General features: G+C 35.3%; 19 protein-coding genes. 10 read left to right on the top strand and 9 right to left on the bottom strand.

Annotated features, from left to right (window positions below; all coding sequences use genetic code 11):
• Positions 1-5 precede the first annotated feature (5 nt).
• The 7 genes from AVL50_RS02830 to AVL50_RS02800 form a co-directional block, all read right to left on the bottom strand.
• The gene (locus AVL50_RS02830) at positions 6-2,261 is read right to left on the bottom strand and encodes a DUF5682 family protein (RefSeq protein ID WP_062614958.1); all 2,256 of its coding nucleotides are present in this window, start codon (positions 2,259-2,261) and stop codon (positions 6-8) included.
• A 3-nt stretch (positions 2,262-2,264) separates the two neighbouring features.
• Positions 2,265-5,309 carry a DUF4132 domain-containing protein gene (locus AVL50_RS02825; protein ID WP_062614957.1) on the bottom strand — a complete coding sequence of 1,015 codons (3,045 nt, stop codon included), beginning with the start codon at positions 5,307-5,309 and terminating at the stop codon, positions 2,265-2,267.
• Between the two features lie 41 nt (positions 5,310-5,350).
• The gene (locus tag AVL50_RS02820) at positions 5,351-6,433 is read right to left on the bottom strand and encodes an AAA family ATPase (RefSeq protein ID WP_062614956.1); all 1,083 of its coding nucleotides are present in this window, start codon (positions 6,431-6,433) and stop codon (positions 5,351-5,353) included.
• A gap of 36 nt (positions 6,434-6,469) precedes the next feature.
• Positions 6,470-8,119, bottom strand: coding sequence for a DUF5691 domain-containing protein (locus tag AVL50_RS02815; RefSeq protein WP_062614955.1), 1,650 nt, complete (start codon positions 8,117-8,119; stop codon positions 6,470-6,472).
• Complete coding sequence (locus AVL50_RS02810; protein ID WP_062614954.1) at positions 8,119-9,456, bottom strand: SWIM zinc finger domain-containing protein; 1,338 nt, start codon at positions 9,454-9,456, stop codon at positions 8,119-8,121. Before AVL50_RS02810 ends, AVL50_RS02815 begins: the two co-directional genes overlap by 1 nt.
• 204 nt (positions 9,457-9,660) lie before the next feature.
• Entirely contained in the window at positions 9,661-10,029 is a 369-nt protein-coding gene (locus tag AVL50_RS02805) for a YraN family protein (protein WP_062614953.1), read from the bottom strand.
• Positions 10,016-11,125 (bottom strand): transporter substrate-binding domain-containing protein, encoded by a 1,110-nt coding sequence (locus AVL50_RS02800; protein WP_062614952.1) that lies wholly within the window; start codon positions 11,123-11,125, stop codon positions 10,016-10,018. Before AVL50_RS02800 ends, AVL50_RS02805 begins: the two co-directional genes overlap by 14 nt.
• 1,021 nt (positions 11,126-12,146) lie before the next feature.
• On the opposite strand from AVL50_RS02800, the gene AVL50_RS02795 reads away from it, so the two are divergent.
• The 7 genes from AVL50_RS02795 to lpdA all read left to right on the top strand — a co-directional run bounded on the left by AVL50_RS02795 (position 12,147) and on the right by lpdA (position 23,382).
• Complete coding sequence (locus tag AVL50_RS02795; protein ID WP_157491115.1) at positions 12,147-13,517, top strand: T9SS type A sorting domain-containing protein; 1,371 nt, start codon at positions 12,147-12,149, stop codon at positions 13,515-13,517.
• 160 nt (positions 13,518-13,677) lie between these two features.
• A complete protein-coding gene (locus tag AVL50_RS02790) occupies positions 13,678-15,057 on the top strand; it encodes a hypothetical protein (RefSeq protein ID WP_062614950.1) in 1,380 nt (459 codons plus the stop codon).
• Positions 15,058-15,193: 136 nt separating this feature from the next.
• Entirely contained in the window at positions 15,194-16,603 is a 1,410-nt protein-coding gene (locus AVL50_RS02785; protein WP_062614949.1) for a T9SS type A sorting domain-containing protein, read from the top strand.
• A 411-nt stretch (positions 16,604-17,014) separates the two neighbouring features.
• On the top strand, positions 17,015-19,813 hold the full coding sequence (locus tag AVL50_RS02780; protein WP_062615052.1) for a 2-oxoglutarate dehydrogenase E1 component: 2,799 nt from the start codon (positions 17,015-17,017) through the stop codon (positions 19,811-19,813).
• Positions 19,814-19,823: 10 nt separating this feature from the next.
• Positions 19,824-20,258 (top strand): GNAT family N-acetyltransferase, encoded by a 435-nt coding sequence (locus AVL50_RS02775; RefSeq protein WP_062614948.1) that lies wholly within the window; start codon positions 19,824-19,826, stop codon positions 20,256-20,258.
• A gap of 34 nt (positions 20,259-20,292) precedes the next feature.
• Entirely contained in the window at positions 20,293-21,834 is a 1,542-nt protein-coding gene (gene odhB / locus AVL50_RS02770; protein WP_062614947.1) for a 2-oxoglutarate dehydrogenase complex dihydrolipoyllysine-residue succinyltransferase, read from the top strand.
• Between the two features lie 153 nt (positions 21,835-21,987).
• Positions 21,988-23,382, top strand: a complete 1,395-nt coding sequence (lpdA, locus tag AVL50_RS02765) for a dihydrolipoyl dehydrogenase (protein WP_062614946.1) — start codon at positions 21,988-21,990, stop codon at positions 23,380-23,382.
• Positions 23,383-23,458: 76 nt separating this feature from the next.
• On the opposite strand, the gene AVL50_RS02760 is transcribed toward lpdA, so the two are convergent.
• Positions 23,459-23,863 (bottom strand): hypothetical protein, encoded by a 405-nt coding sequence (locus AVL50_RS02760; RefSeq protein ID WP_062614945.1) that lies wholly within the window; start codon positions 23,861-23,863, stop codon positions 23,459-23,461.
• Entirely contained in the window at positions 23,857-24,054 is a 198-nt protein-coding gene (locus AVL50_RS02755) for a hypothetical protein (protein WP_062614944.1), read from the bottom strand. The genes AVL50_RS02760 and AVL50_RS02755 overlap by 7 nt, the downstream gene beginning before the upstream one ends.
• A gap of 379 nt (positions 24,055-24,433) precedes the next feature.
• On the opposite strand from AVL50_RS02755, the gene AVL50_RS02745 reads away from it, so the two are divergent.
• The 3 genes from AVL50_RS02745 to AVL50_RS02735 all read left to right on the top strand — a co-directional run bounded on the left by AVL50_RS02745 (position 24,434) and on the right by AVL50_RS02735 (position 26,416).
• Positions 24,434-24,856, top strand: a complete 423-nt coding sequence (locus AVL50_RS02745) for a hypothetical protein (RefSeq protein ID WP_062614942.1) — start codon at positions 24,434-24,436, stop codon at positions 24,854-24,856.
• 74 nt (positions 24,857-24,930) lie between these two features.
• On the top strand, positions 24,931-25,497 hold the full coding sequence (locus tag AVL50_RS02740; RefSeq protein WP_062614941.1) for a carboxymuconolactone decarboxylase family protein: 567 nt from the start codon (positions 24,931-24,933) through the stop codon (positions 25,495-25,497).
• 82 nt (positions 25,498-25,579) lie between these two features.
• A complete protein-coding gene (locus AVL50_RS02735) occupies positions 25,580-26,416 on the top strand; it encodes an AraC family transcriptional regulator (protein ID WP_216639002.1) in 837 nt (278 codons plus the stop codon).
• Positions 26,417-26,513 lie beyond the last annotated feature (97 nt).

Raw genomic sequence — 26,513 nt, 5'->3', positions numbered from 1 at the left:
TCAATTTAAATTCCCATCAATTCACTTAACACTGGAAGGATTTGACTTGCTCTTTCTGTATCAAAATCACTGTCTTCATTATTATCAGTAAATGCATCTGAAGTGACTAAACCTCTTTTGGCTTTTTGACCTATTTGGAGACGGTCTTCAGGTTCAAATTGAGAAAAGGCTCTTCTTAACATCGGCAACATTTCAATAAAAATGTCTTTGGCTAAAGACCCAACCCAAGTATAAAGCAAGTTCCATAAGTGGTTGTCGTAAATAAGAATACTGGCATTGCCTCTTAAAAAACCTTCAATCCAAGATGCAACTTCTTGAGGAGGATTACCCACAGATAAATTGGTGGAAATCTCTTTTTCAGTTACTTCTTGTGTGAGGAATTGAGCATCTGAAAGCAAACGGCAAGTACAACCTCTGATAATAGCGTGAACTCCAGATGATTGCATTACTTTGTGCAATGCCTGATACCACTGTGCCGTTAATTCTTTATCTTGATAGATTCTTACTGCATTATTGACATCTAAAATCAATTTGAACATCTTATTGGAATTCTCCTCATCCAATTGATAACAAGCATTCGGCAGGTTGATGTAAACTTTGATCAATAGATTATCAACGATATTACTCAACACCGTCAAGTCTGATTTTCTCACATTACCATATCTGCTTAGATCCACTAACTGTGGTAAGGCAGACATCAAATCCTTGACATCAGAAGAAATAGCGGAAAGCTCATTGATGCGATCCAGTATAAATTCAATGGCTTTGAAAAGTTCGGCAGGTATACAAGCCTTGAGTAATGAAGCCGCATTGGAAATTTCATTGATCTGTTTGCCGTCTTCAATCACTTTACTTTGAGTGGCCGTTTCAATCGAATTACCTAAGTAAGCATGCTCAATTATTTTGACCATGATCTCTGGCTCCCAGTCCAGTAACCATAATTCCTTAAAAGTACCCTTTGATGTGGCGTGCGTTTTTTTGGCCCAAGGGACTTCCAGTAATTCTAAACGGTGGAAAAAGATACTTTTATTTAGATCATTTTCTTTACGGAGATCAAGTTTTACTTCTTTGGCAAGCGTATTTAATTTCAGCCTGAATTTCTTCACCCACTTCTCAAAATCCTCTTGCAATGGAACTTTAGGAACGGAATCCGGAACTTCACCAATTTTCTCAGCGAGCACTAATTTTTCCTTTATCAATTCCATTTTGATTTCATCTCCCATGCACATGACAGACAAAACCGCTTCATCTAGAGTTTGTTTATTGACAAAAGAGTGTCCTCTTAAAGTAGCCAATGCCACAGCAAGTTTGTAAGCTTCCATGATATGTGCAGTAGACATATCGATGTCTTTCTTACGGTAGGTATTTGCCACTTTTGTTAGCCAGCTGATTTCAACATCCTTCTTGGTTTTCCATTGATGTTCGTACCACCCAGGTGATGTAATGCCTGCTCCGTACCCCGAAGCATAGCTCAATCTTGAGTTGGTCCATGGAATCCAAGTAGCCGAAATTTTGAGCTTACGTTTAGGAACCGTTTTTAATATTTTGTTGTCCTTTTTAGAATCAGAGAAATCGTCTTTTAAGGCAGGTCCGTGCCATGCACCACACACAATAGCAATGGTGTGGTGCATTTCATTTTTTGCTTCGCGAATAATATTTCGCATATAAGCCTCACGGATTTCATTTTCAGCTTCCATTGTAGACGGAATACCTTCTTCACGCAATGCCTCCATGGCATACATAACTGCCTCAAAATGCTCTTCTGAAGAACCAGAATTTTGCTCAAACTGTTGGTCCCACCATTCTTCCGAATTAGAATATCCAGCCGCTTTGGCTAAATACCCCAACGGATCAGTGATGGGAGCTTTTGGTTCCTCCTCAAGCACATCTTCCAATTCGTTCTCCTCCAATTTTTTGAGCAGTTCTTCTTCTTTCTTTTTCTGCATCAAAAAAGAAGCAGCTGCAGGTAGATCCATTGCTCTTACCTCCACATTATTTTGCTGTCCATAATTTATGGTGACCCATTCTGGAGAGTAAGAAGCAAAAGGATAAAAGCTTGATTGTTTGGGGTCCATAGTGTTGTACACCAACAAGGCCAATGGCGGTTTGAACGTTTTTTGATCCACCATTTTAAAAAGTTCACTCACTTCAGGAGGACCTTCAACTAGAATGAGGTCGGGTTGAAGTCTTTCTAACTCCTTTTGTACTTGTTTGGCAGAACCAACACCATGATGTCTTATACCTAAAATATGAACGCTCATAAATTATGCTTCTAATAGTTCTTGGATATCAGCAAGTACTTCTGAATAAAATACTGCTGGAACATCTTTTAATGTAAATTGTTTTTTTCCGTCTCCTGAAGAGCAAGAGTAGAAATGACGACCTTCAGGTCCAAAATAAATGGTTTCAACAGTAGCTTCTTCTTCACCCATATAGAACATTGCAGGACCTTCAATATACGGGTAAGCAGCAATTCCTTTTGTATGGTGAATTTTCTTAAACTCAGCACTGCCTCCACCGGAAGCCTCTTTTCTCCAGCTTCTTCTCTCTAAGAAAGTGCCTACAAAAGAAGCTCCTCTTGGTACTTTTTGACCTTTAAATCTATTTGTTTTATTACTTTCTAATTCCTCCTGTGTAGGGTGAATTATTTTTCTTTCAAGAATTGGGAAAACGGTTTTAATATCATTGTCATACACTACTTGTTTCCAAGCTTGTAATTGCTCTTCTGATAAATAAATAGGGTGGAGGATGCCAATAAAGTGCTCTTCCTCTAATTCCACTTCATCACCTTCTGCATTGTAAAAACACATATCCTCATCACAATAAAAACTCTCTTGTAATGCTCCTTTTTCATCAAATGCTCCCCAAATCAATTGGCTGGCGTAGACAAATAAAATTGGGTTATTGAAAAAGAAAGATTGCCACTCCTCATTTTTCCATCTTCTTTCCTCAACAAGGTATCGTTCCAAACGAAGCGTTTGTCCCTTTGTAGCCTCTTTGATTCCTTTCTCAATCTCTTTTAGCTCTTTCTTGACTTCAGCAGAGATGCCTTTTGGCATTGATTTACGCATCTTATTGTCTTCATTCAAATAGTTTAATTTGAAATCAGAGTTAATAAATGCTCTATATTCTTCACCTTCCACCTCGAAGGTTTTAAAGTTATCTTCAAAATCAAAGTTCGGAATGATACGATCAGCTAAATCATCAAGCGTAATATTTAACTCATTTGCAGCCACTACTAAAGACGTTTTTGCCACTTCAGCTAAAGAAGGTTTTTTGTTCATGTACTTACGGTACACTTGATCAATCATTCTTAAAGCTTTATCAGTGCCAACCATAGCAAGTGCTCCTAAAATATATTCGCACATTTTCATTCTTGTGTCACGCATGCTTTGATTGAAAAGTGTTATCAATTGTGCAGTCACCTGATCGTCTCCTAATAAGCCAGCCAATGTTAGATAATACTTGATTTTAGTATCTGCATTAGAATCCTTAAAAGTCTGAATTAATGTTTTCGCAAACTTATCCGCTTTTTGAAGGTCAATGAGTTGTAATAATTGTTTTGCTTCAATGTCAGAATTGATTCCTTTTGCTCTTTTCATTCTATAGAAAAGAAAACGAACCGCTTTTTCGTCAAGTTCTGAACCATCCTTATAATAGAGTTTAGGCAATGAGCTTTCGTCTAATTTTTTCTCACCCCATTTCGAGAGCTTCTTACGTAAAGCAGCCGCCTCAATCATCGCTTCTACTTTTTCTTTTGTAAAGGCCTTTTCAAAACGTATATGATGAATTTTTTGAAGAATACTATCTCTTGAATCATCATTCCCTTCTAGCTCTACAATTTCAGCTAAAGCAATTAATGATTTTTCTCCTTCTAGTTTATTTAAAACCTGAACAGCAATGACTCTTTCTTTGGCTTTTTTACTTTTTGTCAATTCTAAACACCTCGCAATGCCCGCATCTGATTTACTGATTAAACCACATATCGCATCTTTAGGATCTTTTAATGTGCATTTAAAAGCGAAGTCAAATAATTCATCAACGCATTCGTCTAAATTTGATTGTAGAAATGCTTCTGTCAGGCTTTCAAAATAAAAGCGACTCTCCTTATACGTTTGTTTGTCTTTTTTCAATCCTAAAATGAGAAGAGGTTGCATCTCTTCTTTATAATTATTTTTTAGGAAGTCAAAATGATGTGATAGGAGGTAAGGTGATTCAACAAAGAACGTTGAGATTCTTTCAAATGCAGCCGCCTTATCCTGTTTCATTAAGTAATCAAAATAGGCTTCACTGATATATGGTTCTCTCTTATGAGTAAAAATTTCTTCTTTACGACGAAGTTCTCCTTTTATGAATGTTGTTTCTAAATATCTTTCACCACATTGTTTTATTTGTTCATCATACTTTTCGTCAGCTTCATTGAATAATATATACATTGTAAGTTGTTCAGCAATAGTTGCTTCCTTATCATCCATCATGTGTTGGATAATGGTTTCTATATACCCTTCTGTATCAAGTTTGATGAAGAATTTTAAGGCATCAAAATCAATTTTCTCATTTCTGTAATTTCCATTACGCTTTGTAAGCCCTACAAAACTCTTTTTAAATACGTCTTTAAAATAAGCACGTAAGAAATAAACTAATTCTAATTTATGTTCTCTATAATTATTGAAATGAACATCTTTTCCAATTAAAAAGTCAAATAGTTTATTAGTAGGAGTGTTAGCTAAATAAGCCTTTAATACTTCTCCAAATTTGGTTAAAGAAAGCTCTTGACCTTTGTCAACTGAAGATGAAAATTCTTTGTGATAATGATATTGATATAAGAAATTATCATTATATCTTTCGAAATTAAAATTAAATATCTGTGCTTCAGAATAACCTAAGTCTAAAATGAAATGAAAATTTTCTATTGCTTTATCCGTCTCCAAAAATTCCACACTTCGTCTTAAAAATACTCCAACTGAATCAGTTAAATAATACTTATCTGCTACCGTTTTTTCTAGGAGAGAAGATAAAAATTGGCGTTGATTCAAGACCCATGATAACTCTGAATTAGTAAAGGCTTCATGAATTACCTTTGATAGGAAAGAACGTGTTTCTGAAAGATAGCTTTTATTCACTTTATCCAAAAAAGCTGTATTTACCTTTTCGTTTTTAGGAATAAATGTAGCAAGTTCTCGGATAGTTTCCGCTTCCAAAGCTCTTGATTCATCATCTCTGCTATAGTAATAATCTTCGCTATTTAGACGAGTAATAACCTTATCTGTAAATTGATTTAAATTATGATTGATTTCAATAGTACTCATGATAATAATAGGTTTTTAGTTTAATATTTAATGGTTTAGTTTTAGAAGGATAGTTCTTTACAAGCTCTATAGATATCGCTCCACTCTTTTCTTGGTTTTACAATCACCTCAAGGTATTCATTCCATACCGTGGCATCTTGAACAGGATCTTTGACAATAGCACCGATCAAGCCCGAAGCAATGTCGTGAGCATTTAAAGTACCATCACCAAAATGAGCGGCAAGTGATAAGCCATTGTTCACTACAGAGATAGCTTCAGCTGTACTGACTGTACTTGTAGGCGTTTTGATTTTAGTACGTCCATCTTCTGTAACACCATTGCGAAGCTCTCTAAAAATGCTTACCACTCTTTGAATTTCTTTTAAAGTAGGTTCTGCGGCAGGTAAACCTAAGGCTTTGATGGATGAAGAAACTCTACTTTGTACAATATTGATTTCTTCTTTTGCTGTTGCAGGAACTGGAAGGATCACAGTATTAAAACGTCTTTTCAAAGCAGAAGAAAGTTCATTGACCCCTTTGTCTCTGTTGTTGGCTGTCGCGATGATATTGAACCCGCCAACAGCTTGAATTTCCGTATTCAATTCTGGAATTGGCATTGCTTTCTCTGATAAAACGGTCAGTAAAGTATCTTGAACATCAGAAGGAATACGAGTAAGTTCTTCAATTCTCGCAATTTTACCATTTTTCATCGCTCTCATCATTGGCGTTTCTACCAATGCACCTTCTGTAGGTCCTTCAGCCAATAATTTGGCATAATTCCAACCGTAACGAATAGCCTCTTCTGAAGTACCGGCAGTACCTTGAATCAACATCGTGGAATCGCCAGTAACCGCAGCTGTTATATGTTCTGATACCCAAGATTTCGCAGTACCAGGAATTCCATATAATAATAAAGCTCTATCTGTAGTTAAAGTGGCTACTGCAATTTCCATTAGTCTTTGGTTACCAATATATTTTGGAGTGATTTCAAAACCGTTGTCCAGTTTTCCACCCATTAGGTATTTTACAACAGCCTGTGGCGATAATTCCCAATTAGTAGGTCGGTGGGCTTTATCTTGACTTTTTAATGCTTCTAGTTCTTCAGCAAATTGTTGTTCGGCATGTTGTCTTAATACTGTACTCATTGTTTTTATATTATTAGTTTGATGATTATGTCTTAATTATTCAGTTACAAGTTCTTCCTCTTCTTCTAAAAGAGTTCGAATTTCTATTACTTCTTTGATAGGGATATAGATTTTATTCTTCCAAGTTTGCAGATCTTCTTCTTTTGCATCGTGGCTCATGTCTTTGGCTAAAGTCATACTTTCTACTTTTTTATTGATAATTTCTAATTCTCCCAAAATGTCTTTTGAAAGAATAAGCCCTAATTGGTCAGTGCTCACTCCATATCTCCAGTCTTCAGACTTTCTTTGAATTTTTTGAAGAAGTTTTTTACTTAAACTATAAGAGAAGTTTAAGTCTGGAACTTCAGAAGAATAGTTGCACATGATATTTATTGAAGTTCTGTAAATGTTGTTTTTGACAATCAATTCTTCAATTTCATCAGGTTGAAGTGAAAAGAGAATATCTTTCAACTCATAATCATTGTGATTTCTTCTTTCAATAAAAGCTTGAACAAGTTTAACAGAACTTTGTGCTTGATAGAACCTCACTTTATGGGTTAGTTCATTGATAAACATAGATTCAACACCGTCTGCATATTTTATTTTTTGCTGCAATTCTTTACTATCAAAAAGACAATTGATAATATGTTCCTCTTTTGTGTTCAAAGCATCCGCAAAAGCTTGGAAAGGAATGTATTGGATAAAATAGGCCATCCAACCTTCTTCTTTGGTAGAATGATTGTGTGGCATAAATCCATTGATATCCAAACCATACTTTTGCAACATACTTTTTTCATTCCAGAAGCCGTCACTTTGTTCCTTGGGAAAGTTCAGCTTCCATTTCAGTTTGCTTATTAGTGCTCGTTTAGTAAAGCAAGGAACGAGTTGTTGTAATGTTTCCTGACTTAATTTTGAGGATGGAAACATTAATAATATTTTAGAGAGAATAGCACGGCCTTCTCTTTGTTTTTCTTTCTCTGTTTCAGAAAACTGATACTCATTATCATAAAGCTTTTCTAAAAAAGGAACTAAACTTTCTGAAGGTTTTTCAAAAATTGTATTCAGCAAAGACACCTTGTTGTTGAGAGTCTCTTGAGGCCATGCTTCTTCAAGTAATGCAATCGCTTTTGGAATATCTTGCCCTAACAAGTATTCGAGGTAACTTTTTCGTTCTGCCATTTTGCCGGTATACCAACCTTCTTCAGAAATAGGAGTGGCAATCCAGTTGTTGTTGACTTGATGAAATTGCATACAAGCTTTCAGTGTATTTCTTGAAAGGACTTTAGTAATTTTATCCTTAATTTCTACGCCCTTTCTTTCGCCAAACTTGATCAAGTCCTTAAATAAAGGATAGCCGACAACTTGTTCTTTTTTAATAATAAGGTCCAGCCAAAGGTGTATTAATTTAGTTTTAGTGAAAGAGGTGTCAAGGTTATTGATTCTACTGAAAATCAACTGCATTGAATGAGGAATTTCAAAACGCTTTTCTTCCATATATTCTGCAAGAACTTCTCCTTCATATTTCTTTGCCACTTCACCGCTTTCATTGTAATACTGAGCGAATGACAGTAGCGTAAGAAAGTGATTTTCTTTGTCTTGCTCATCTACTTTTTCAAGTTGGTTGAGAAGTTGTTCAGGAAGCTGATCCTTTTGGATTTGCTTTCGGTCAGTTCCTAAAAACCCGGTTTCTACAAGGTGCTTCCACATTATAATTTGAGGTATTTCTGTTGATTAAAAAGTCCAAGTGGTAATAATTTACCATTCCTAAATAAACCTACAATATGTGCAGGAGAGGAGCCTTCTAAAGCATACCAATTCAATAACACATCTTCTGGGCATTCGTCTTCAATGGGAATGTAGTTTTGAAAAGTATCACAAATTAGACTCCCTTTTTCCTGAAGTACTAATTGAACCGATTTCAAACAGACTAATTGTTCTAATTCCCAAGGGTTTTTCTTCAGAGTTTCAGCTCTCAATTGATAGATTTCATTCATATTATCAATGAAATCAGGTAAAACTTCGAGCTCTTTCAGGTTAAAATTTTGCTTTGAAACCACAGCCCTCAACGGAGTGATGGAAGGAAAGAACTTCAGTGTTCCTTCAAACAACATTCCCGTTGAAAGGGAGTGGTCAAAGTTAGAGTAATTGGTTTTAAAGCTAAGAATTAACGCTTTTCTGTTAGTCTGTAAGCCCAATAACCAACTTTTTTGAGTAGTAATGCCGTCTCTTTCAGTAGTTTCCTGGCCTACTACTAACCAATGATCTTCCAAACTTTCAGCTTCTGGATCGTTGATTAATTCTTTGGTTGATTGGTTCCACCCCACTAGCGTTTTAATAGTTTGCTGCCATAAAGGGGAAAGTTGATCATAGTTGTTAAATGTTTTGATTAGGAGAAATAACCTCGCTGTAGTTTTCAAGGCTTCTTCTCTCCATATCTGCTCATTGTTGAAATTCAGTTCGGCATAAGATCTTACCCAATTCGAGAGACGAGTTGCTTTAGCATCAATCATTCTTTTAGATAATGCATCAATCTTCTTTCTTTGATTAGGTAATTCTAGAAAACCTATACGAACCATGTCTTTCAGCCAGAGTTCTAGTTCTTCTATGCCCGATTTCACCTCTGCAAATCGCTTTGCTTCAGTTTTTAGTTTATTATTATTTTTTTTAGCTATGTCTTCTTCTGTCAGCTCTTCCTTTTCGGTTACTTTTTCCTTTTTGACGGTACGTTTATCCAGCCATTCTTTTACCCATTCAGGTTCATCTTTCTCCTCCACTTTTCCGTCTAAACCTACATATAAAAGCATTAAAGCTATACCATGTTTGCAAGGAAACTGTCTCGAAGGACAAGAGCATTTGTATGCAAAATCAACCGTGTCGATTTGAGTTCTATATGGTTTTTTACCACTTCCTTTTAATTCTCCCCATAGCCCTCTTTCACTTTTTCCATAAGACAGCCACTTTGCAGGAATTGATAACTTTTTTCCCGCACTAAATGCTGTAGTTGTTGGAGCTATAGATTGAATATATTCTTCCGTAATATTCATGCTTTGAGTTGTTGCTTAGTGTGCTTTATAGCTGTATGGCATTTAAAATGTTTTATCCAGTATTATAGTTCAAAATAATAGTTTTAAAATGTATAACAAATGACTTTACCCGTTTGATAAAGGTGATTTGTATTTTTTTGATACTACAAAGTAAGAGGAGAAGAACGTAAAGTGATTACGTAGTTAAAATTTTTTCAAAAAAAATTAGAAGGCATCTTCTAAATGTAGAATTTCCAAGACTTCATTCTTGTTCATAATGAGGCTGATAATGTCATACCTTACCAGTAAAAAGGTACCACTATATTCATTTTGATATTGAATTGAGGCTTCTTGGATACAGTTGATTTGTTTTTGAGAGACGTGTTCTTCGGGATTGCCGAATGATTTACTTTTTCGTGTTTTAACTTCAACAAAGACTAAAAAATTATCTTTTTGACAGATAATATCAATCTCATTTCTTTTATATCTATAATTACGTTCTAGGATTTTGTATCCTTTTTCAATTAAAAAATCTGAAGCAATAGCTTCACCTTTTGTTCCAGTTTGTTGTTGTTGAGTTTTAGTTGATGTCATCCATATTGTATTTTTTCAGCAAGCGGTGCCATGAATCTTTATCAATATTATCCACGATTTCAGAATTGATTTTCTTATATAGCTTACTATTTCTTGGCATAAAGAAGGAATAATAATTTTGCTTGAAGTTGGCAGGTGAAATTTCAAATAGATTGCTTGCACCTCTTTCTTTGATGACGTGACGCATAATAGGCTTATCATGTACAAAAGCGATAATTTCACCATTATTCAAAGCGTCTAGTCCTTCATCAGGGTTCACAAACGTGGCAGGATTGATTTGATGTTTTAAAAGATAGCTTTCTGCACCAGAGTGGGCAGTAACACCAATTTGCCCTTTCATTTTTCTCAAATCTGCTACAGATTTTATTTGAGCTTCCAATTGATTAATTGTTAAGGTAGATGTAATTGTTGCCGTAAAACTTGAAATCAAACTGATTGCGACAAACATCCAAACCATTGAAATTACTCTTCCTAGAGTGGTTTTTGGCGTTTTATCACCATAGCCTACAGTAGTAATAGTTACAGTAGACCACCAAATACCATCCATTACGCCATCAATTCCATCTCTAAAATCAGAAGCGTTATATTTTTTTTCGACCCACCAAACCAAGGTGCCAAATAAGAATACAATGACTATCAGCGTAAAAAAGAGCTTCATAAACCCAATAGAAAACAGGTTACTGAAGAAAAGAGTAATTTGATCTTGTTCATTCTTTTTGACCACCACACCTAGAGACGTAGTCATAAAAGGGTACGTCACGTCCAATTGTCGAATTCTTGTAGAACTAACAGGCATTGGATTCGCTGAAATATCGATTTGTCTTCTTGAAAGGGCCAAAATTAAGCCGGGCATATGTTTGTATTCGACAAACTCATAAACCAGGTGTAAATCTTCTGCCACCATATGCCAAAGGTCAATACTTAACCCATAAAAAGAACCGTCCACGCTTTTGATTACAAAAGGAGGGTCTTCCCTAACGCCAACTCTTAAGATATGATTTTCAAGTATCTTTTTTCTTGAACTAAGACCTTTTTCTTGAGCAACAGAAGTAGTGGAAATAAATAGAATAAAAAAAAGTAGAAAATGACGAATCATTCAGGTGTTTTTAATGGTGATTATAGATTGAATAGATCTTACTAATTTAAATATAGAAAAGTATTTATAAAATATCACCCTATGATCTTGTTTTAAATATAAATCAAACTCATGAAATGGGATAGAGGTATTGTAAGAACAAACTAATGTAGTATATAAGGGAGGCGAGAATTATGGAGTCTCATTTATAGAATATTATCTTTTTGGAAAAAGATATTAAATGCTGATCAACAAGTAGACTTTTTTCATTATATATCTATAGGTGATAGCTTGATAAAATACTTTTGATATGAGTTAAGTGTTTGTTCTACAGTTTATTAGTTTTAGTCCTTTTAATATTATGATTACAAAAAATATTTGCTGAATTGTAGTTGTTAATACCGGAATGTAAAAATGTTTTAGTGAAAGAAATACTAAAAATAATGCTGCTTTTCGAGTTGTATTAACAAAAAATACATCAAAAATGGGGGTGTTTTACTCAAAATAGGATTTAAATTCTGAAAGATGTTATGAAAATGAGGAGTTTAAATTTAAATTTGGGTCTGGAACTACATACACTACTGCAAGCTCTAAATTTTTTATTAAATGAATTTTTCTAATCGTATTTATTTTTACTTACTAGCTGCGCTCACTATTCCAACCACCAAGAATATTCTAGCAGCTGTTTTTACATCGATTCAATCTAGAAGCCTTGTTAACTTTTCTAGGTTCTATGATTTAGAAGGTCATCTCCAAAAGATAGGTCTTGAAGGTGCATTATTTCCAAATAATAGTTTCACATTATACAATTAACCCTAAAAATTGAATTAGCACGGGTTTATCAATTCAATTTGGTAATAAATGGGTTCAAAAAAAACTAAATATTAATCACTCGTTCAAATAATTGCTGTTACTAATAGAAGTAGCATTGTGGCATTGTTGTGTTAATTTTCGAGTTGCATTATTTGGTGATTTTTTTGGATTAAATTTATTGCTAAACTTAACTTCAATCATTAAAATACACTCTATAATTTATAATTAAATGAAACTTAATAATAACTTTTTTTCGTTTATAGCTCTTTTTCTTTTGTTATTTGCTACAGCCGTTGAGGCACAAACTACTTTTCGACCTAATAAATTAGGTACTTTAAATATTTCATCTACTGGAGATTGGCAAACCGCAAGCAATTGGGATTGTGGAGGTTGTGGGAGTTTTCCTGGGAGTGGAGATATAGTATTATTTGGAAATGATAATATTTATTGGGGAGACGCAGCAATTATAATTGAAAATGTTACTTTAAGTGGTATAACCTTTACAGCTTCTGCTGAAGGTGCTGCACTAACTATAGGAAGTGGTGCTACGGTTAATGCTACAAGTATCAACGAAATCGGAAAAAATACAATTTCAATTAATTCTGGAGGAACGCTTACAATAAATAATTCTCTTACATTAGATAATGATGGAACAGCTTTTAATGTAGATGGAGATGTAACTATAAATGGAGACCTTATTCTATCTGGCGGAGCAGCTCAAACTATTAATTCGTCAGGAACACTAACAGTAAATGGAGATTTAAGTACAGAAGGAGGTTCTCTAAACGTAACAGGTGGTAATGTAGGAATTACTGGAGATTGGACAATTCCATCAGATCAAGCCAATGGAAATAATGGTATTTCAATTAGTTCAGGTGCTTCAGTTGCTATTGGTGGTGATATAGCGTTCCTTGGAAATAATTCTATCCCAAATCCAGATTCTCAGATTAATATAGACGGATCATTCACTTTTAATGGTAGTTGTACCAATAATGATGGTGGTAATGATCTATGCCAAACATTTCAAGACATCAATGATGATTCCCTACCTGTAGTCCTTATTTCTTTATTTGGTATACAAACTGAAGAAGGTTTCTTGGTGAAATGGACAACAGCTTCTGAGCAAAATAATTCACATTTTATTATTGAAGGATCTAATTCAACTGATAATTGGAAAGAAATTGCTGAAGTAGATGGACAAGGAAATACGAATACTTCAACGGATTATGAAATTGTTTTAAAAGGAGAACAATACAGTTACTATAGATTGATTCAATATGATTTTGATGGTTCATTTGAAATTTTCGGAATCTTAAATCAAGATATTTCAAATACAGATAGATCAGTACATATTTTTCCTAATGAAGTAAATCAAGGTCAGTTTATCAATCTATTATTTGCAAACGGTAATGCAGATTTATCAATTACATTACAGTTGTATGATTTGATTGGTAATGTGTTGGATTATCAATCAGTACCCAACTATAATTCTTCATTATATCAATATAAAGTGCCTAATACTGCCAAAGATGGCGGGTACTATATTTTGAGTGTACTAATTGGAAATAAAAGATTCCATCAAAAAGTCTTGATTAAATAGTATTTTTTCTTTTTTATAAGACATATTTAAAAAAAATCCTCAGTCAGCATCATTATGTTGAAGACTGAGGATTTTTTTAGTTGAAACGATTGTTAGTTAAGTGCTGGTATTTAGTATCCCTACTGGAACTAAGTGAATTCTTAACAATCTATTTCAATCGATGAATTTTTTATATCTAAAACCTTTGAGCTTTGCAACTGTACTTTTACTTTTTATTGAGAGCAATATTTTTGGTGCAGTATTTAAACCCATTCCAACCGGATCTACGGTTACTTTCTCTAATAATTCAGAAACAGGTGGATGGCGTGATACTTCAAAATGGTCGCTGGTAAGTGGTGGTCCCGCTGCTTATAATTATCCTAGTGAAGGAGATGAAGTGCAGTTTGGTAATCCTGGGCATGAAACTGGGTTAGTAATAAACTTTAACCTTGCGGCTAATTATCCATCCATTATTTTATCTTCTAATAGTGATGGGTCTGAGTTGACTATTGGTTCAGATGGCGTGGTGACAGCATCGGCATTAAATGTGAGTGATAGAGTAACAATTACGGTCAATAGTGGTGGTGCTTTTACGGTAACTTCTGCAGTAAGTATCACTAATACTAATTCAATTATAGATAATGGAGGAACACTGCGTTTGCAAGCCGGGCTTACATTGCCGGGAGGTGGCGCCAAAACATTCAATAATTCTGGAGATACTTATATTACTGGTGATTTTACAATGTCAGCCACGGATGTCAATATAACAGCAGGGAGTTTTAATGTAACAGGAAGCTGGGTGATTCCAAATGCTGAAGGTAATGGAAATAATGCTGTTGAGGTGGCAAGTGGTGCTTCTATGAGCATAGGTGGAAGTGTCAATTTTGACAATCAGGCTATAACAGGGGACTTGAGTACGAAAATACAAATATCGGGTACTTTTGAAGCGAATGGCTGTAATGATAATGGTAGTTCAGTTTGTGATGAAATAGAATCTCAGGGTGGTGATTTGCCTGTAGTGCTCATAGCTTTATTTGGAGTGCAAACAGATGAAGGATACCTCATTAAATGGACTACAGCTTCAGAGCAAAATAATTCTCATTTTATAATTGAAGGTGCTCACTCAATTGGTCAATGGAAGGAAATTGTGTCAATTGAAGGGCAAGGAAATTCCAATACACCTACCGATTATGAAATTGTTTTAAAAAGGGAGCAATACCGTCATTATAGATTGGTTCAATATGATTTTGATGGCTCATTTGAAATTTTTGGAACTCTAACTCAAGAGATTTCCAGTACAAATAGAACTGTTCAAATCATTCCAAATGAAATAAATCAAGGACAATTCGTCAATTTATTGTTTTCTAATATTGATTCGGATATACCAATAACGTTACAATTATTTGATCTAATTGGTAATGTATTAGACTACCAATCTTTATCAAGGACAGCTTCATCTGTTTACCTTTATAAAATTCCAAGTTCATCAAGGTGTGGTTACTATGTTTTGAGTGTTTTGGTAGGAAATAAAAGATATCATCAAAAGATTTTGGTCAAATAATGAATAGGTTTCAATTAATGACATAAATATTACTGAGGTAAGAGTAGCGGTGACATAATGTTACAAGTGGTTGTTTTTAAAGTGTAAAGCTTTGTTAGAGAAAGAATTACGTATAGTTTTAAAACGTCAAAACTAAATGAATTCTAACAATCTAATTGAATCAATGAACGCTTTCAATCTAAATCACTTTTATTTAATCATTGCATTTTTTATTTCATCAAGCCCTACAGTATTAGCCGCAGTTTTTGAACCTTATGTTGGAAATACAGGTACAGCAGTTTATAATAATGCTGGGGATTGGCAAGATTCTGACAATTGGATTCTAGTCAGTGGAACTTCAGCTTATAATTACCCTGTATCTGGAGATCAAATAAATTTTGGTAGTAGTACTCAATATGGGAACAATGCCCTTGAAGTTAATTTTGATGTAACCTCTGATTTAGGGTATACAGGTTTTATTCTTGAGTCCAACAGTTATGAGTCGTCAGTTACTATTGGCGACGGTGGTAATTTGTCTATTCAATCATTAAATGATAACAATAAGATCTTTATTAATGTTGAATCTGGCGGTACTTTGTCTGTTTCTGATAAGTTAATATTGGATGCTACTAGTACTGAAGTTACTGTTGGAGGAACTTTAAATCTTAATGGAGGTTTCCAATTTGGAGGTGGCGGTAGTCAGATATTTAATAATACAGGAACTACAAATGTGACAGGTGATTTTACGATGGAAGCTGGAGATATTAATATCACCTCAGGAAGTTTCAATATTTCAGGAGACTGGATCATTCCTTCTTCCAATGGTAATAATACTAACGCAATCGAAATATCTAGTGGAGCTTCAATGTCTGTTCGCAGTGTTGATTTTGTAAACCAAGCTATTACGGGTGATTTATCAACGAAAATACAAATTTCAGGATCTTTTACAGCAGCGAGTGGATGTGATGATGCTGGTAGTTCAGTTTGCGAAGAAATCGAAGCAAGTGGAGGGGTTCTTCCTGTTGTTCTTACGTCTTTATTCGGACTTCAAACAGAGGAGGGGTACCTTATTAAATGGACAACCGCCTCAGAGCAGAATAACTCTCACTTTATGATTGAAGCTTCTAATTCTAAAAACAATTGGATAGAAGTAGCAGAAATTGATGGGCAAGGAAATACAAATACCTCCACTGATTATGAGATTTTATTAAAAGGAGAGCAGTATACCTATTACAGGTTAGTGCAATATGATTTTGATGGTTCTTTTGAGATTTTTGGAATTCTAGCTCAAGATATTTCAAACTTAAGTAATGGATTACAGATTTTTCCTAATGCTTTAAATAAAGGGCAATCAGTTAACCTATTTTTCTCGAATGCTAGTGCAGATACTATGCTCTCATTACAGTTGTTTGATTTGAGTGGCAATGTTATAGAGCAACAAGTTGATCGTGACTATTCATCTTCTTACTGTCAGTTTGCATTACCTTACACATTAAAAAGTGGTATTTATCTCTTAAATATCATTGTGGGCAAGGATAAATATATTAAAAAAATCGTTGTCTACTAGAATATAAATCTCAATCACTAATAGCTTATTTGTCAAGTTTTATTCCTTTGTGAAAAGGTAAACTTAATAGAAAGTTTTTAATGAAATAAGAAAATAATTCTACACGAAAAAGCACTCTTGTAACTTCTGTAAGAGTGCTTTTTTTGTCATTTTAAAAATTAGTAATTGAAATATTTATTTATAAAATCAAGTTCAATTAATAGCTCTTAAAAACAACAGACTAGAATGAACATAATTTTTGAAATTTGTAATTATTATACAATAAAATAGAGGTAATGATAGGCGTAGAAATAAATGATAATTAAAATTTTAATTGAATTGATGTATTTGAGTAATTGCTTAGACAAATATTGTAAATAAAATTGTTTTAGTATGTTTGTCCCGGAGCAAGTAAATAACCTCAACAAACACATGGACAAGTATTCTTATATCGCTAACGCTCATGGAGATTACATCGAACAGATGTACGAGTCGTATAAGCAAGATCCAAGCTCAATTGACGAGTCTTGGAGCAGATTTTTTGAGGGTTTTGAATTTTCTATTGAGAAATTCGGAGAAAACCCTGAACTGGACAACAAAGCATCCCACTCAAACGGAGTAGCTACAAAGGCTACAGGAGGTATTTCAGAAGAAATGCTTCAAAAAGAAGTTGCGGTAAGACAGTTGATTAACGCTTACCGATCTAGAGCTCACTTGCTTTCTGATACGAACCCAGTTCGTAAGAGAAAGGATAGAAAAGCACTATTGGATTTAGAAGACTTCGGTCTTTCTAATGCTGATTTGAATACTAAATTCTCAGCAGGTTCTTATTTAGGTATGGGAACTGTTCCTTTGAAGGATATCGTAGAGAGATTGAAAAAAATCTATTACGGTAAAATCGGTTTTGAATTTATGTCAATCCGTGAGCCTGAAGTATTGGCTTGGATCAAAGACAAAATTGAAAACGAGTATCCAGGTCATGAGTTCTCACAAGAGGACAAGAAAAGAATTCTTAGCAAGCTAAATGAAGCTGTAGTATTCGAAAATTTCCTTCATACAAAATATGTTGGACAAAAACGTTTCTCTCTTGAAGGTGGTGAATCAACAATCGCCGGATTAGATACAGCCATCTTTACAGGTGCTGATCTTGGAGTAGAGGAAGTAGTAATCGGTATGGCACACCGTGGTCGTTTGAATGTATTGACGAACGTCATGGGCAAGACTTACGAAGAAGTATTCAACGAATTCGAAGGTCAGGCAGTACCAGAAGAAACAATGGGAGACGGTGATGTGAAATATCACTTAGGTTTCTCTTCTCAAATTGAAACACACAATGGTAAGAAAGTACGTTTGGACTTATCGCCAAACCCGTCTCACTTAGAAGCAGTTGACCCTGTAGTTTTAGGTGTGGTACGTGCGAAAGTAGATTCTATCTACGATAAGGATTCAAGACGTATTCTTCCAATCTTAATACATGGTGATGCAGCTATCGCCGGTCAAGGTATTGTTTATGAAACAGTACAAATGTCAAACCTTGCGGGTTATGATGTAGGTGGTACAATCCACTTCGTGATTAACAACCAAGTAGGTTTTACCACTGACTTTGACGATGCTCGTTCATCAATCTACTGTACAGACGTTTCTCAATTAATTGAGTCACCTGTACTTCACGTAAATGGTGACCACCCTGAGGAAGTTGCTTATGCAATGAAATTAGCGGTTGAATTCCGTCAACGTTACAACAGAGACATCTTCGTTGATATGGTTTGTTACCGTCGTCATGGACACAACGAATCAGATGAGCCTAAGTTCACGCAACCTAAGCTTTATAATATCATTGCGAAGCACCAAAACCCTCGTGAGATTTATATCAAGAAATTAGTCGAGCAAGGTGAAATGAACGCTCAGTTAGCAAAATCAATGGACAAAGAGTTCCGTCGTTTGCTACAAGATCGTTTAAATAACGTGCGTCAAAATCCACTTCCATATAGACCTCAAGAATTAGAGATCCAATGGAAACAATTGAAAAGAGGTAAAGAGGCAGATTTCGATAACTCTCCTGATACTTCTATTTCAGAAACAACAATTGAAGCAGTTGGTCACGCTTTAACAACAGTGCCTGACGGTTTCAAACCATTAAAGCAAATCGATAAGTTGATTGCAGAGCGTAAGGAGATGTTCTTCGATAAGAAGGAATTCAACTGGGCAGCTGCTGAATTATTAGCTTACGGTTCTGTTCTTTTAGATGGTAAAATTGTTCGTTTATCAGGACAAGACGTTCAGCGTGGTACTTTCTCACACCGTCATGCAGTATTGAACGATGCGGAGACGAACGAGAAGTACAATTCATTAGCGAACATAAGTAAGCTTCAAGGTCCTTTCTACATCTACAACTCATTACTTTCTGAGTACGGTGTGTTAGGTTTTGAATATGGATATGCAATGGCCAATCCTGGTGCATTGACAATTTGGGAAGCACAATTCGGTGATTTCTCAAACGGTGCACAAACAATGATTGACCAATTTATTACTTCAGGTGAAAGCAAGTGGGGTAGAAGTAATGGTATGGTGATGTTATTACCACACGGTTACGAAGGACAAGGTCCAGAACACTCAAACGCTCGTCCTGAAAGATATTTACAATTAGCGGCACAGTCGAACATTGTAGTGGGTAACTTCACTACTCCTGCCAACTTCTTCCACGCTATTAGAAGACAGTTGACTTGGGACTTCAGAAAGCCATTAATCGTAATGACTCCTAAGTCAATGTTACGTCATCCGAAGTGTATTTCTTCACTTGAAGACTTTACAAAAGGAAAATTTGAAGAAGTTTATGATGATGCATCAGTAAAAAATGCCAAGAAAGTAGAAAAAGTACTACTTTGCACAGGCAAAATTTACTACGACTTATTGGAGAGAAAGGAAAGAGACAAGCGTGACGATGTTGCGATTGTAAGAGTGGAGCAAATCCATCCTTTCCCAGAGAAGAAAGTAAATGCCATTTTAAAGAAATATTCTAACCGTAAATCATTGAAGTGGGTTCAAGAAGAACCTGTGAATATGGGATACTGGACCTTTATTATGAGAGCATTTAGAAACGAGGAGGAGTTGATCAACATGAAGTTAGTTTCACGTAAACCTTCAGCATCTCCAGCGACTGGCTTCCCTAAAGTTCACAAAGAGGAGACAGAACGTATTGTTTCGGTTGCTTTTGACAAAGAGGACCTATAAACATTAAATTATGATTATTAAAGAAGTAGCTTTTAATTCCGCTGACCACAAATTAACAGTAGCATTACGTGACGAAGTTTTACGTAAACCACTTGGATTACAATTTTCAGAGGAGGAATTATCTGAAGAGTTCGATAGCTATCACTTAGCAGCTATGAACGATAATGATGAAGTTGTTGCTTGCCTAGTATTAAAACCGATTTCTCCAGAAGAAATTAAAATGAGACAAGTATCTGTTAGGGAAGATCAGAGAGGTAAAGGCTTAGGTTCTTTAATGGTCCAGTTTAGTGAGTTTTTCTCAATGGATCACGGTTTCGAAACGATGTCTTTGCATGCAAGAGCAGTAGCAAAGGAGTTTTATGAAAAAATGAACTACGAAGTAGTGGGTGATCAGTTTGAGGAGGTAGGAATCCCTCATTATAAATTTATAAAAAAACTAGTTTAGAACTCTCGCGAGGAATCGCAAAAAATATAAAATTATGAGCTTACAAATGAATGTTCCAGCTGTCGGTGAGTCGATCACTGAAGTAACTATCGCAAGATGGTTAGTAGAAAGCGGCGATACAGTTGAATTGGATGATGTCCTTTGTGAATTAGAATCTGATAAAGCTACTTTTGAGTTAGTAGCAGAAGCAGACGGTGTAATCACAATCGCAGAAGGTGCTGAAGAAGATGCAACTTTAGAGATTGGTGCATTATTATGTACTATCGAAGAAGGTGCCGGTGGTGCTCCAAAAGCAGCATCAACTGAAGAAGCGGCTCCAGCATCGGCAGCGTCATCAGAAGGTCCAAAAGCAACTGGTGAAGTAATGGAAATGGTTGTGCCTACAGTAGGTGAATCTATTTCTGAAGTTACAATTGCTTCATGGGCGAAAGAAGACGGCGATTATGTGGAATTAGATGATCTTCTTTGCGAGATCGAGTCTGATAAAGCAACGTTTGAATTGACAGCAGAAGAGTCAGGTATCTTAAGAATCATTGCTCAAGAAGATGAGACTTTAGAAATCGGTGCTCCAATTTGTAAGATCGAAGTAATGGAAGGTGGTGCTCCGGCGGCCGCTGCAAGTTCAGATGCTCCAGCAGCATCAGCTCCTTCTGCAGCAGTTTCAGGTGACACTACTTATGCTACAGGTCACGCTTCTCCAGCAGCGGCGAAGATCTTAGCTGAAAAAGGTATTGATCCATCTACTGTAAAAGGTACAGGTGTTGATGGTCGTATCACGAAGGAAGATGCAGAGAAAGCGCAAAAGCCTGCTGCAGCTCCTAAGAAATCTGCACCGAAAGCAGCTGAAGCTCCGGCTCCAGTAGCAGCTCCAGGTGAAAGAGTTCAAAGAAGAGAGAAAATGACTGCTCTTCGTAAAACAGTTTCTCGTCGTTTGGTTTCAGTGAAGAACGAAACGGCTATGTTGACTACTTTCAACGAAGTAGACATGAAGCCTGTAATGGATCTTCGTAAGAAATACAAAGAGATGTTTAAAGACAAGCATGAGATTGGATTAGGTTTCATGTCATTCTTTACAAAAGCTGTAACTGTAGCCTTACAAGAGTGGCCAGCAGTAAACGCTTACATCGACGGAAACGAATTAGTATACAATGACTATGCAGATGTTTCTATTGCGGTTTCTGCTCCAAAAGGTTTAGTAGTACCAGTAATCAGAAATGCGGAGTCATTAAGTCTAGCTGATATCGAGAAAGAGGTAAGACGTTTAGCGTTAAAAGCTCGTGATAATAAATTGACTATTCCAGAGATGGAAGGAGGTACATTCACAATTACAAACGGTGGTGTATTCGGTTCAATGTTATCGACTCCAATTATCAATGCTCCACAGTCGGCAATCTTAGGAATGCACAACATTGTGGAACGTCCAGTAGCAATCAACGGAGAGGTACATATCAGACCTATCATGTACGTTGCCTTGTCTTATGATCACAGAATCATTGACGGACGTGAATCAGTGAGCTTCTTGAAGCGTGTGAAAGAATTGCTTGAGGATCCAATCCGTTTATTATTAGACGTATAGATCTAAGCTTTTGAGCGTTGTTGGAACAGCTCTAACCGTAGATTTAATTACTTTAATTAAACTACACAAAACAAACTTACTAAAATAAACACTAAGGAATGCTGGAAACATTTCTAGCATTCCTTTCTTTAAAATACCTTTTTAGGATCAGATATGACATACGATTTAACAGTGATCGGTTCAGGTCCCGGCGGTTATATTGCTGCCATCCGTGCTGCTCAATTAGGAATGAAAGTAGCATTAATTGAAAAATACTCTACTCTTGGTGGAACATGTTTGAATGTTGGATGTATTCCTTCAAAAGCATTGTTAGACTCTTCAGAATTGTATCATCAGGCGGTTCACCGTTTTGCTGATCACGGTTTAGAAGTAGAGACTCCAAAAATTGACTTTGGTAAAATGATCGCAAGAAAGGGTGAAGTAGTAAAACAAACTACGGACGGTATCGCTTTCTTGATGAAGAAAAATAAAATTGACGTTTACGAAGGTTTTGGTTCATTTGTAGATAAAAATACAATCAAAATCGACGGTGAAGAGTCAAAAGTAATCAACACTCAAAAAACAGTTATCGCAACAGGTTCTAAGCCTACAATGCTTCCTTTTATTGAGTTTGATAAGAAAAGAGTAATCACTTCTACTGAGGCTTTAAAACTAGAAGAAATTCCTAAGCACCTTATCGTAATTGGTGGTGGTGTAATCGGATTGGAATTAGGTTCAGTTTACGCACGTTTAGGTGCTGAAGTAACAGTAGTAGAATATGCTGATTCTTTAATCCCTACAATGGACGTTTCTTTAGGAAAAGAAATGCAAAAGGTATTGAAGAAAGAAGGTTTCAAATTCAACTTGAAGACAAAAGTAGAGTCAGTAAAAGTTGAAGGAGAAGAAGTTGTAGTAAAAGCAACAGACAAAAAAGGTAAAGAGATTGAGATCAAAGGTGATTATTGCCTAGTTTCTATCGGACGTCGTCCTTACACTGATAAATTGAATTTCGAAGAAATCGGTGGTAAAATGGATGAACGCGGTAGAATTGATGTCAACGAGCACTTACAAACTTCAGTAGAAGGTATCTACGCTATCGGTGACGTTGTGAAAGGAGCAATGTTAGCACACAAAGCGGAAGAAGAAGGTGTTTATGTTGCTGAACACATCAATGGTGAAAAGCCTCATATCAACTATAAATTAATTCCTGGTGTAGTTTACACATGGCCAGAAGTGGCTTCAGTAGGTTACACTGAGCAGGAGTTGAAAGAATCGAAGCGTGCTTACAAAGCAGGTTCATTCCCATTCAGAGCATCAGGTAGAGCAAGAGCCTCTATGGATATTGATGGTTTGGTGAAAGTTTTAGCGGATAAAGAAACAGACGAAATCTTAGGAATGCACATTATCGGTCCAAGAGCGGCAGATATGATTTCTGAAGGTGTAGTAGCTATGGAATACAGAGCGTCAGCAGAAGACATCTCAAGAATGTCTCATGCTCACCCTACTTATTCTGAAGCAATCAAAGAGGCTTGTTTAGCTGCTACAGGTGACAGAGCATTGAATATGTAATAACAATTCAAAGTTGTTCATCAAAAAAGCCATCAGGATTTAGGTCTTGATGGCTTTTTTTGGTGGTTACTTTTTTCTACAAGTAGAAAGAAATACCAAGTTTTGGTGAATTCAATACTGTTTCAAAAGTGAAGTCATTACTTACATATTTATCTTTAGAAACCTTAAATGTGGTATAGCTGTAGTTGATATTTCCTAGGACTAAGTTCAAACCAAATTTAGGAGTAATGAAATACAAAAGTCCAGCACCTGTGCCTACGTTTAAATTGAAATAACCGTCGGGAGTATTATCACCTAAGTATTTTGCTGAGCTAAGTCGTGGCTGTATATACATAACTAACTTTTCTTTTAAGGTGAAATGAATTCTAGTATAAATACCATAATGTAATGTTCTACTATTATCTTCTAAGGTTCTAGCTTCACTTGAAGTAGAAGACCGATATTCTAAAAATCCACCTAAAGCCACTTTGTCACTTAACATAATATAATCCCTATGGAAGGAGAAAACTTATAAGTAGAAGTTTTAACCTTATCATCTGAGTTGGCATAACCAAAAGAAGTAGAAGTGAAACTTAAATCACCTTCTAAAATAACTTGATTAGTTTGCTGTGCGAATAGGAAATTAAGACCCGTGAATAGAGTCATAATAATTACAGAAATAAATTTCTTCATGAATAGTTCAAAAATTTGAAGAGTTAAAAAAAATAATTAAGACCTACCTATGGTATATTATTACTAGATATTAGGTTTTGACTCTTACATGAAATTAAAGTAGAGTCTGTTACTTATAGTTTGCAAATAAAAAAATACCAGTTGAAGTCACATCATTTTAAAGGTAGTTAAATATATTATGTAATCTAAAAAATATTTACTCATTGTATGATGATCATTGTGAATGTTTGTAAAGCAATTTTCATAGAGATTAATTAATGCTTTTTTGTCCATATTTTCACTAGTATAAAAAGTCCATATCCTTGAACGTTTTGTCCATTTTCTTAAAAGTTCTATCCATGATATTTGTATCATAAGAAAAACAAAAAAAGAAAAGAAGATGAAAGTTTCAGAAAAAATAGCGACCGCATTTATAGCCTTGTTTTTATTTATGCCGGGCTTGGTGAAGTTTACAGATCAATTTTCTTATAATTTTGCTACGCAGATTGAGATAGCAGGATTGCCATTTCCAAAGTTATCCTTCTTCATAGGTCAAAGTAGTGAAATTATAGTCGGTGCAATCGCCCTTCTATTACTCTTCTTTTACAATAAAATAAAACCCGAATTGGCAGATAAGCTTTTTTATGGTATGAGCATTATGGTGCTTCCTATTATGATTGTAGCCTTATTTGTGCATTCCGATCCCAATGTGCCCGTAGAAGTGTTGCCTTTTGAAAGTAGACCGCCTGTATTGGCTGTTTTATTAATCCTGGCATCAACACTGAATCTATCAGTTCACAACCGAAAGATCACATTATTTTAATTCATTAATCAATGAATTCTTAAGGCCTTCAAAAAGTAGGTCTAGGAATCTAACACCCTAAATTTTATTAGATCATGGCAAATTTTAAAATCCACAATTCAGAAACAGCTCCTCAAGAAAGCAAAGAATTATTAGAAGGAAAGAAAAAAGCATTTGGTTTTGTACCGAACTTGATTGGTACATTAGCTAACTCTCCTCAATTAGCGAAAGCTTATGATTATTTACATGAGGCCTTTGCAAACACGTCTTTCAATAATGATGAACTGACAGTTGTATGGCAAACCATTAATGTCGAGAACGAATGTCACTACTGTGTTCCTGCTCACACTGCTATTGCTAATGCTATGAATATTGCTCCTGAAATCACAGAGGCATTGAGAAATGAAACGCCTTTGCCCAATGAAAAATTGGAAGCATTGAGAACATTTACAGTAGCCTTGGTACGTGAAAGAGGTTTCGTAAATAATGAGCAGTTGGATGCGTTTTTCAAGGCAGGGTATACACAAACAAATGTATTGGAAATTATACTAGGGCTGGCACAGAAGACCATTAGTAATTATACGAATCATGTGGCTAAAACACCACTAGATAACGCTTTTCAACCTTTTGCATGGGATAAGAAAGGTGTAGAGCATGTTTAACATGAACAGCTCAGCAGTTTAAATTTTATAAAAGAGGTGATTGTTTGATCATCTCTTTTTTCAGTATCTTCACCTTATGAAAATGGAAGGAGCAATTAGTTTTAACTACCAAGGGAGGCCTCTTATTGAGAAAACAACCATCAAAGTGCCTTATACTAAGGAGAGAGTCTTTCAAAATGAGGGATGTTTTCTGTATATGAAAGATGCTCATATAAAGTTGCATTCAGGACAAGATAATGTGGAAGTGAAGAAAAAGGAAGCTATTTTATTACGATGTGATACTTACTTTTTGGAGTTTCTACAAAGGCAAGAAAAAGATAGCGTTGAAGTAATAGCAGTACATCTATTTCCAGATTTATTAAAGAAATTGTATATTAATGAGCTCCCAAAGTTGATTGAAAAACAAATGACTAACCCTAAAACAAGAATTGTAGAGGATGAGGCAATCATTGCCCGTTTTATTGATTCATTAGAATTCTATTTTGATAATCCGTCTTTGGTCAATGAAGATTTATTGGAACTGAAAATTAAAGAGTTGGTGCTTTTGTTGATTCAAACCAACAATGTTTCTTCGGTGATGGAATTAATCAACGATCTTTATTCCCCACGTACTTCTCAATTAAAAAAAGTCATTGAATTGCACACTTTTTCTAATTTGTCTTTAGAAGAATTGGCCAAACTATGTCATTTAAGTTTATCGTCTTTTAAAAGAGAATTTCAGAAAGTTTATGAAGAAACTCCGTCAAAGTATTTATCTAGTCAAAGGATAAAAAAAGCCAAAGAATTATTACAGTCCACTTCGTTACCTATTAATGAGATAGCGTATGATTTAGGATATAATGACCCACTTTATTTTACAAGAATCTTTAAAAAGAAAGAAGGGATTTCACCTTCACAATTCCGTAGTACCCAAAAGTAGAAATTGTATTATTGCTGTGTGTAAGTAACTTTTATGAGAATAGTAAGCTGTTGTAATAGTAATATTTTGTAGTTTATGATTGATTTCATAACTTATA

Origin of the sequence: Flammeovirga sp. SJP92, assembly GCF_001583495.1 — a bacterium.
GTDB lineage: Bacteria > Bacteroidota > Bacteroidia > Cytophagales > Flammeovirgaceae > Flammeovirga.
This window is presented reverse-complemented; position numbering and strand designations above follow the sequence as displayed.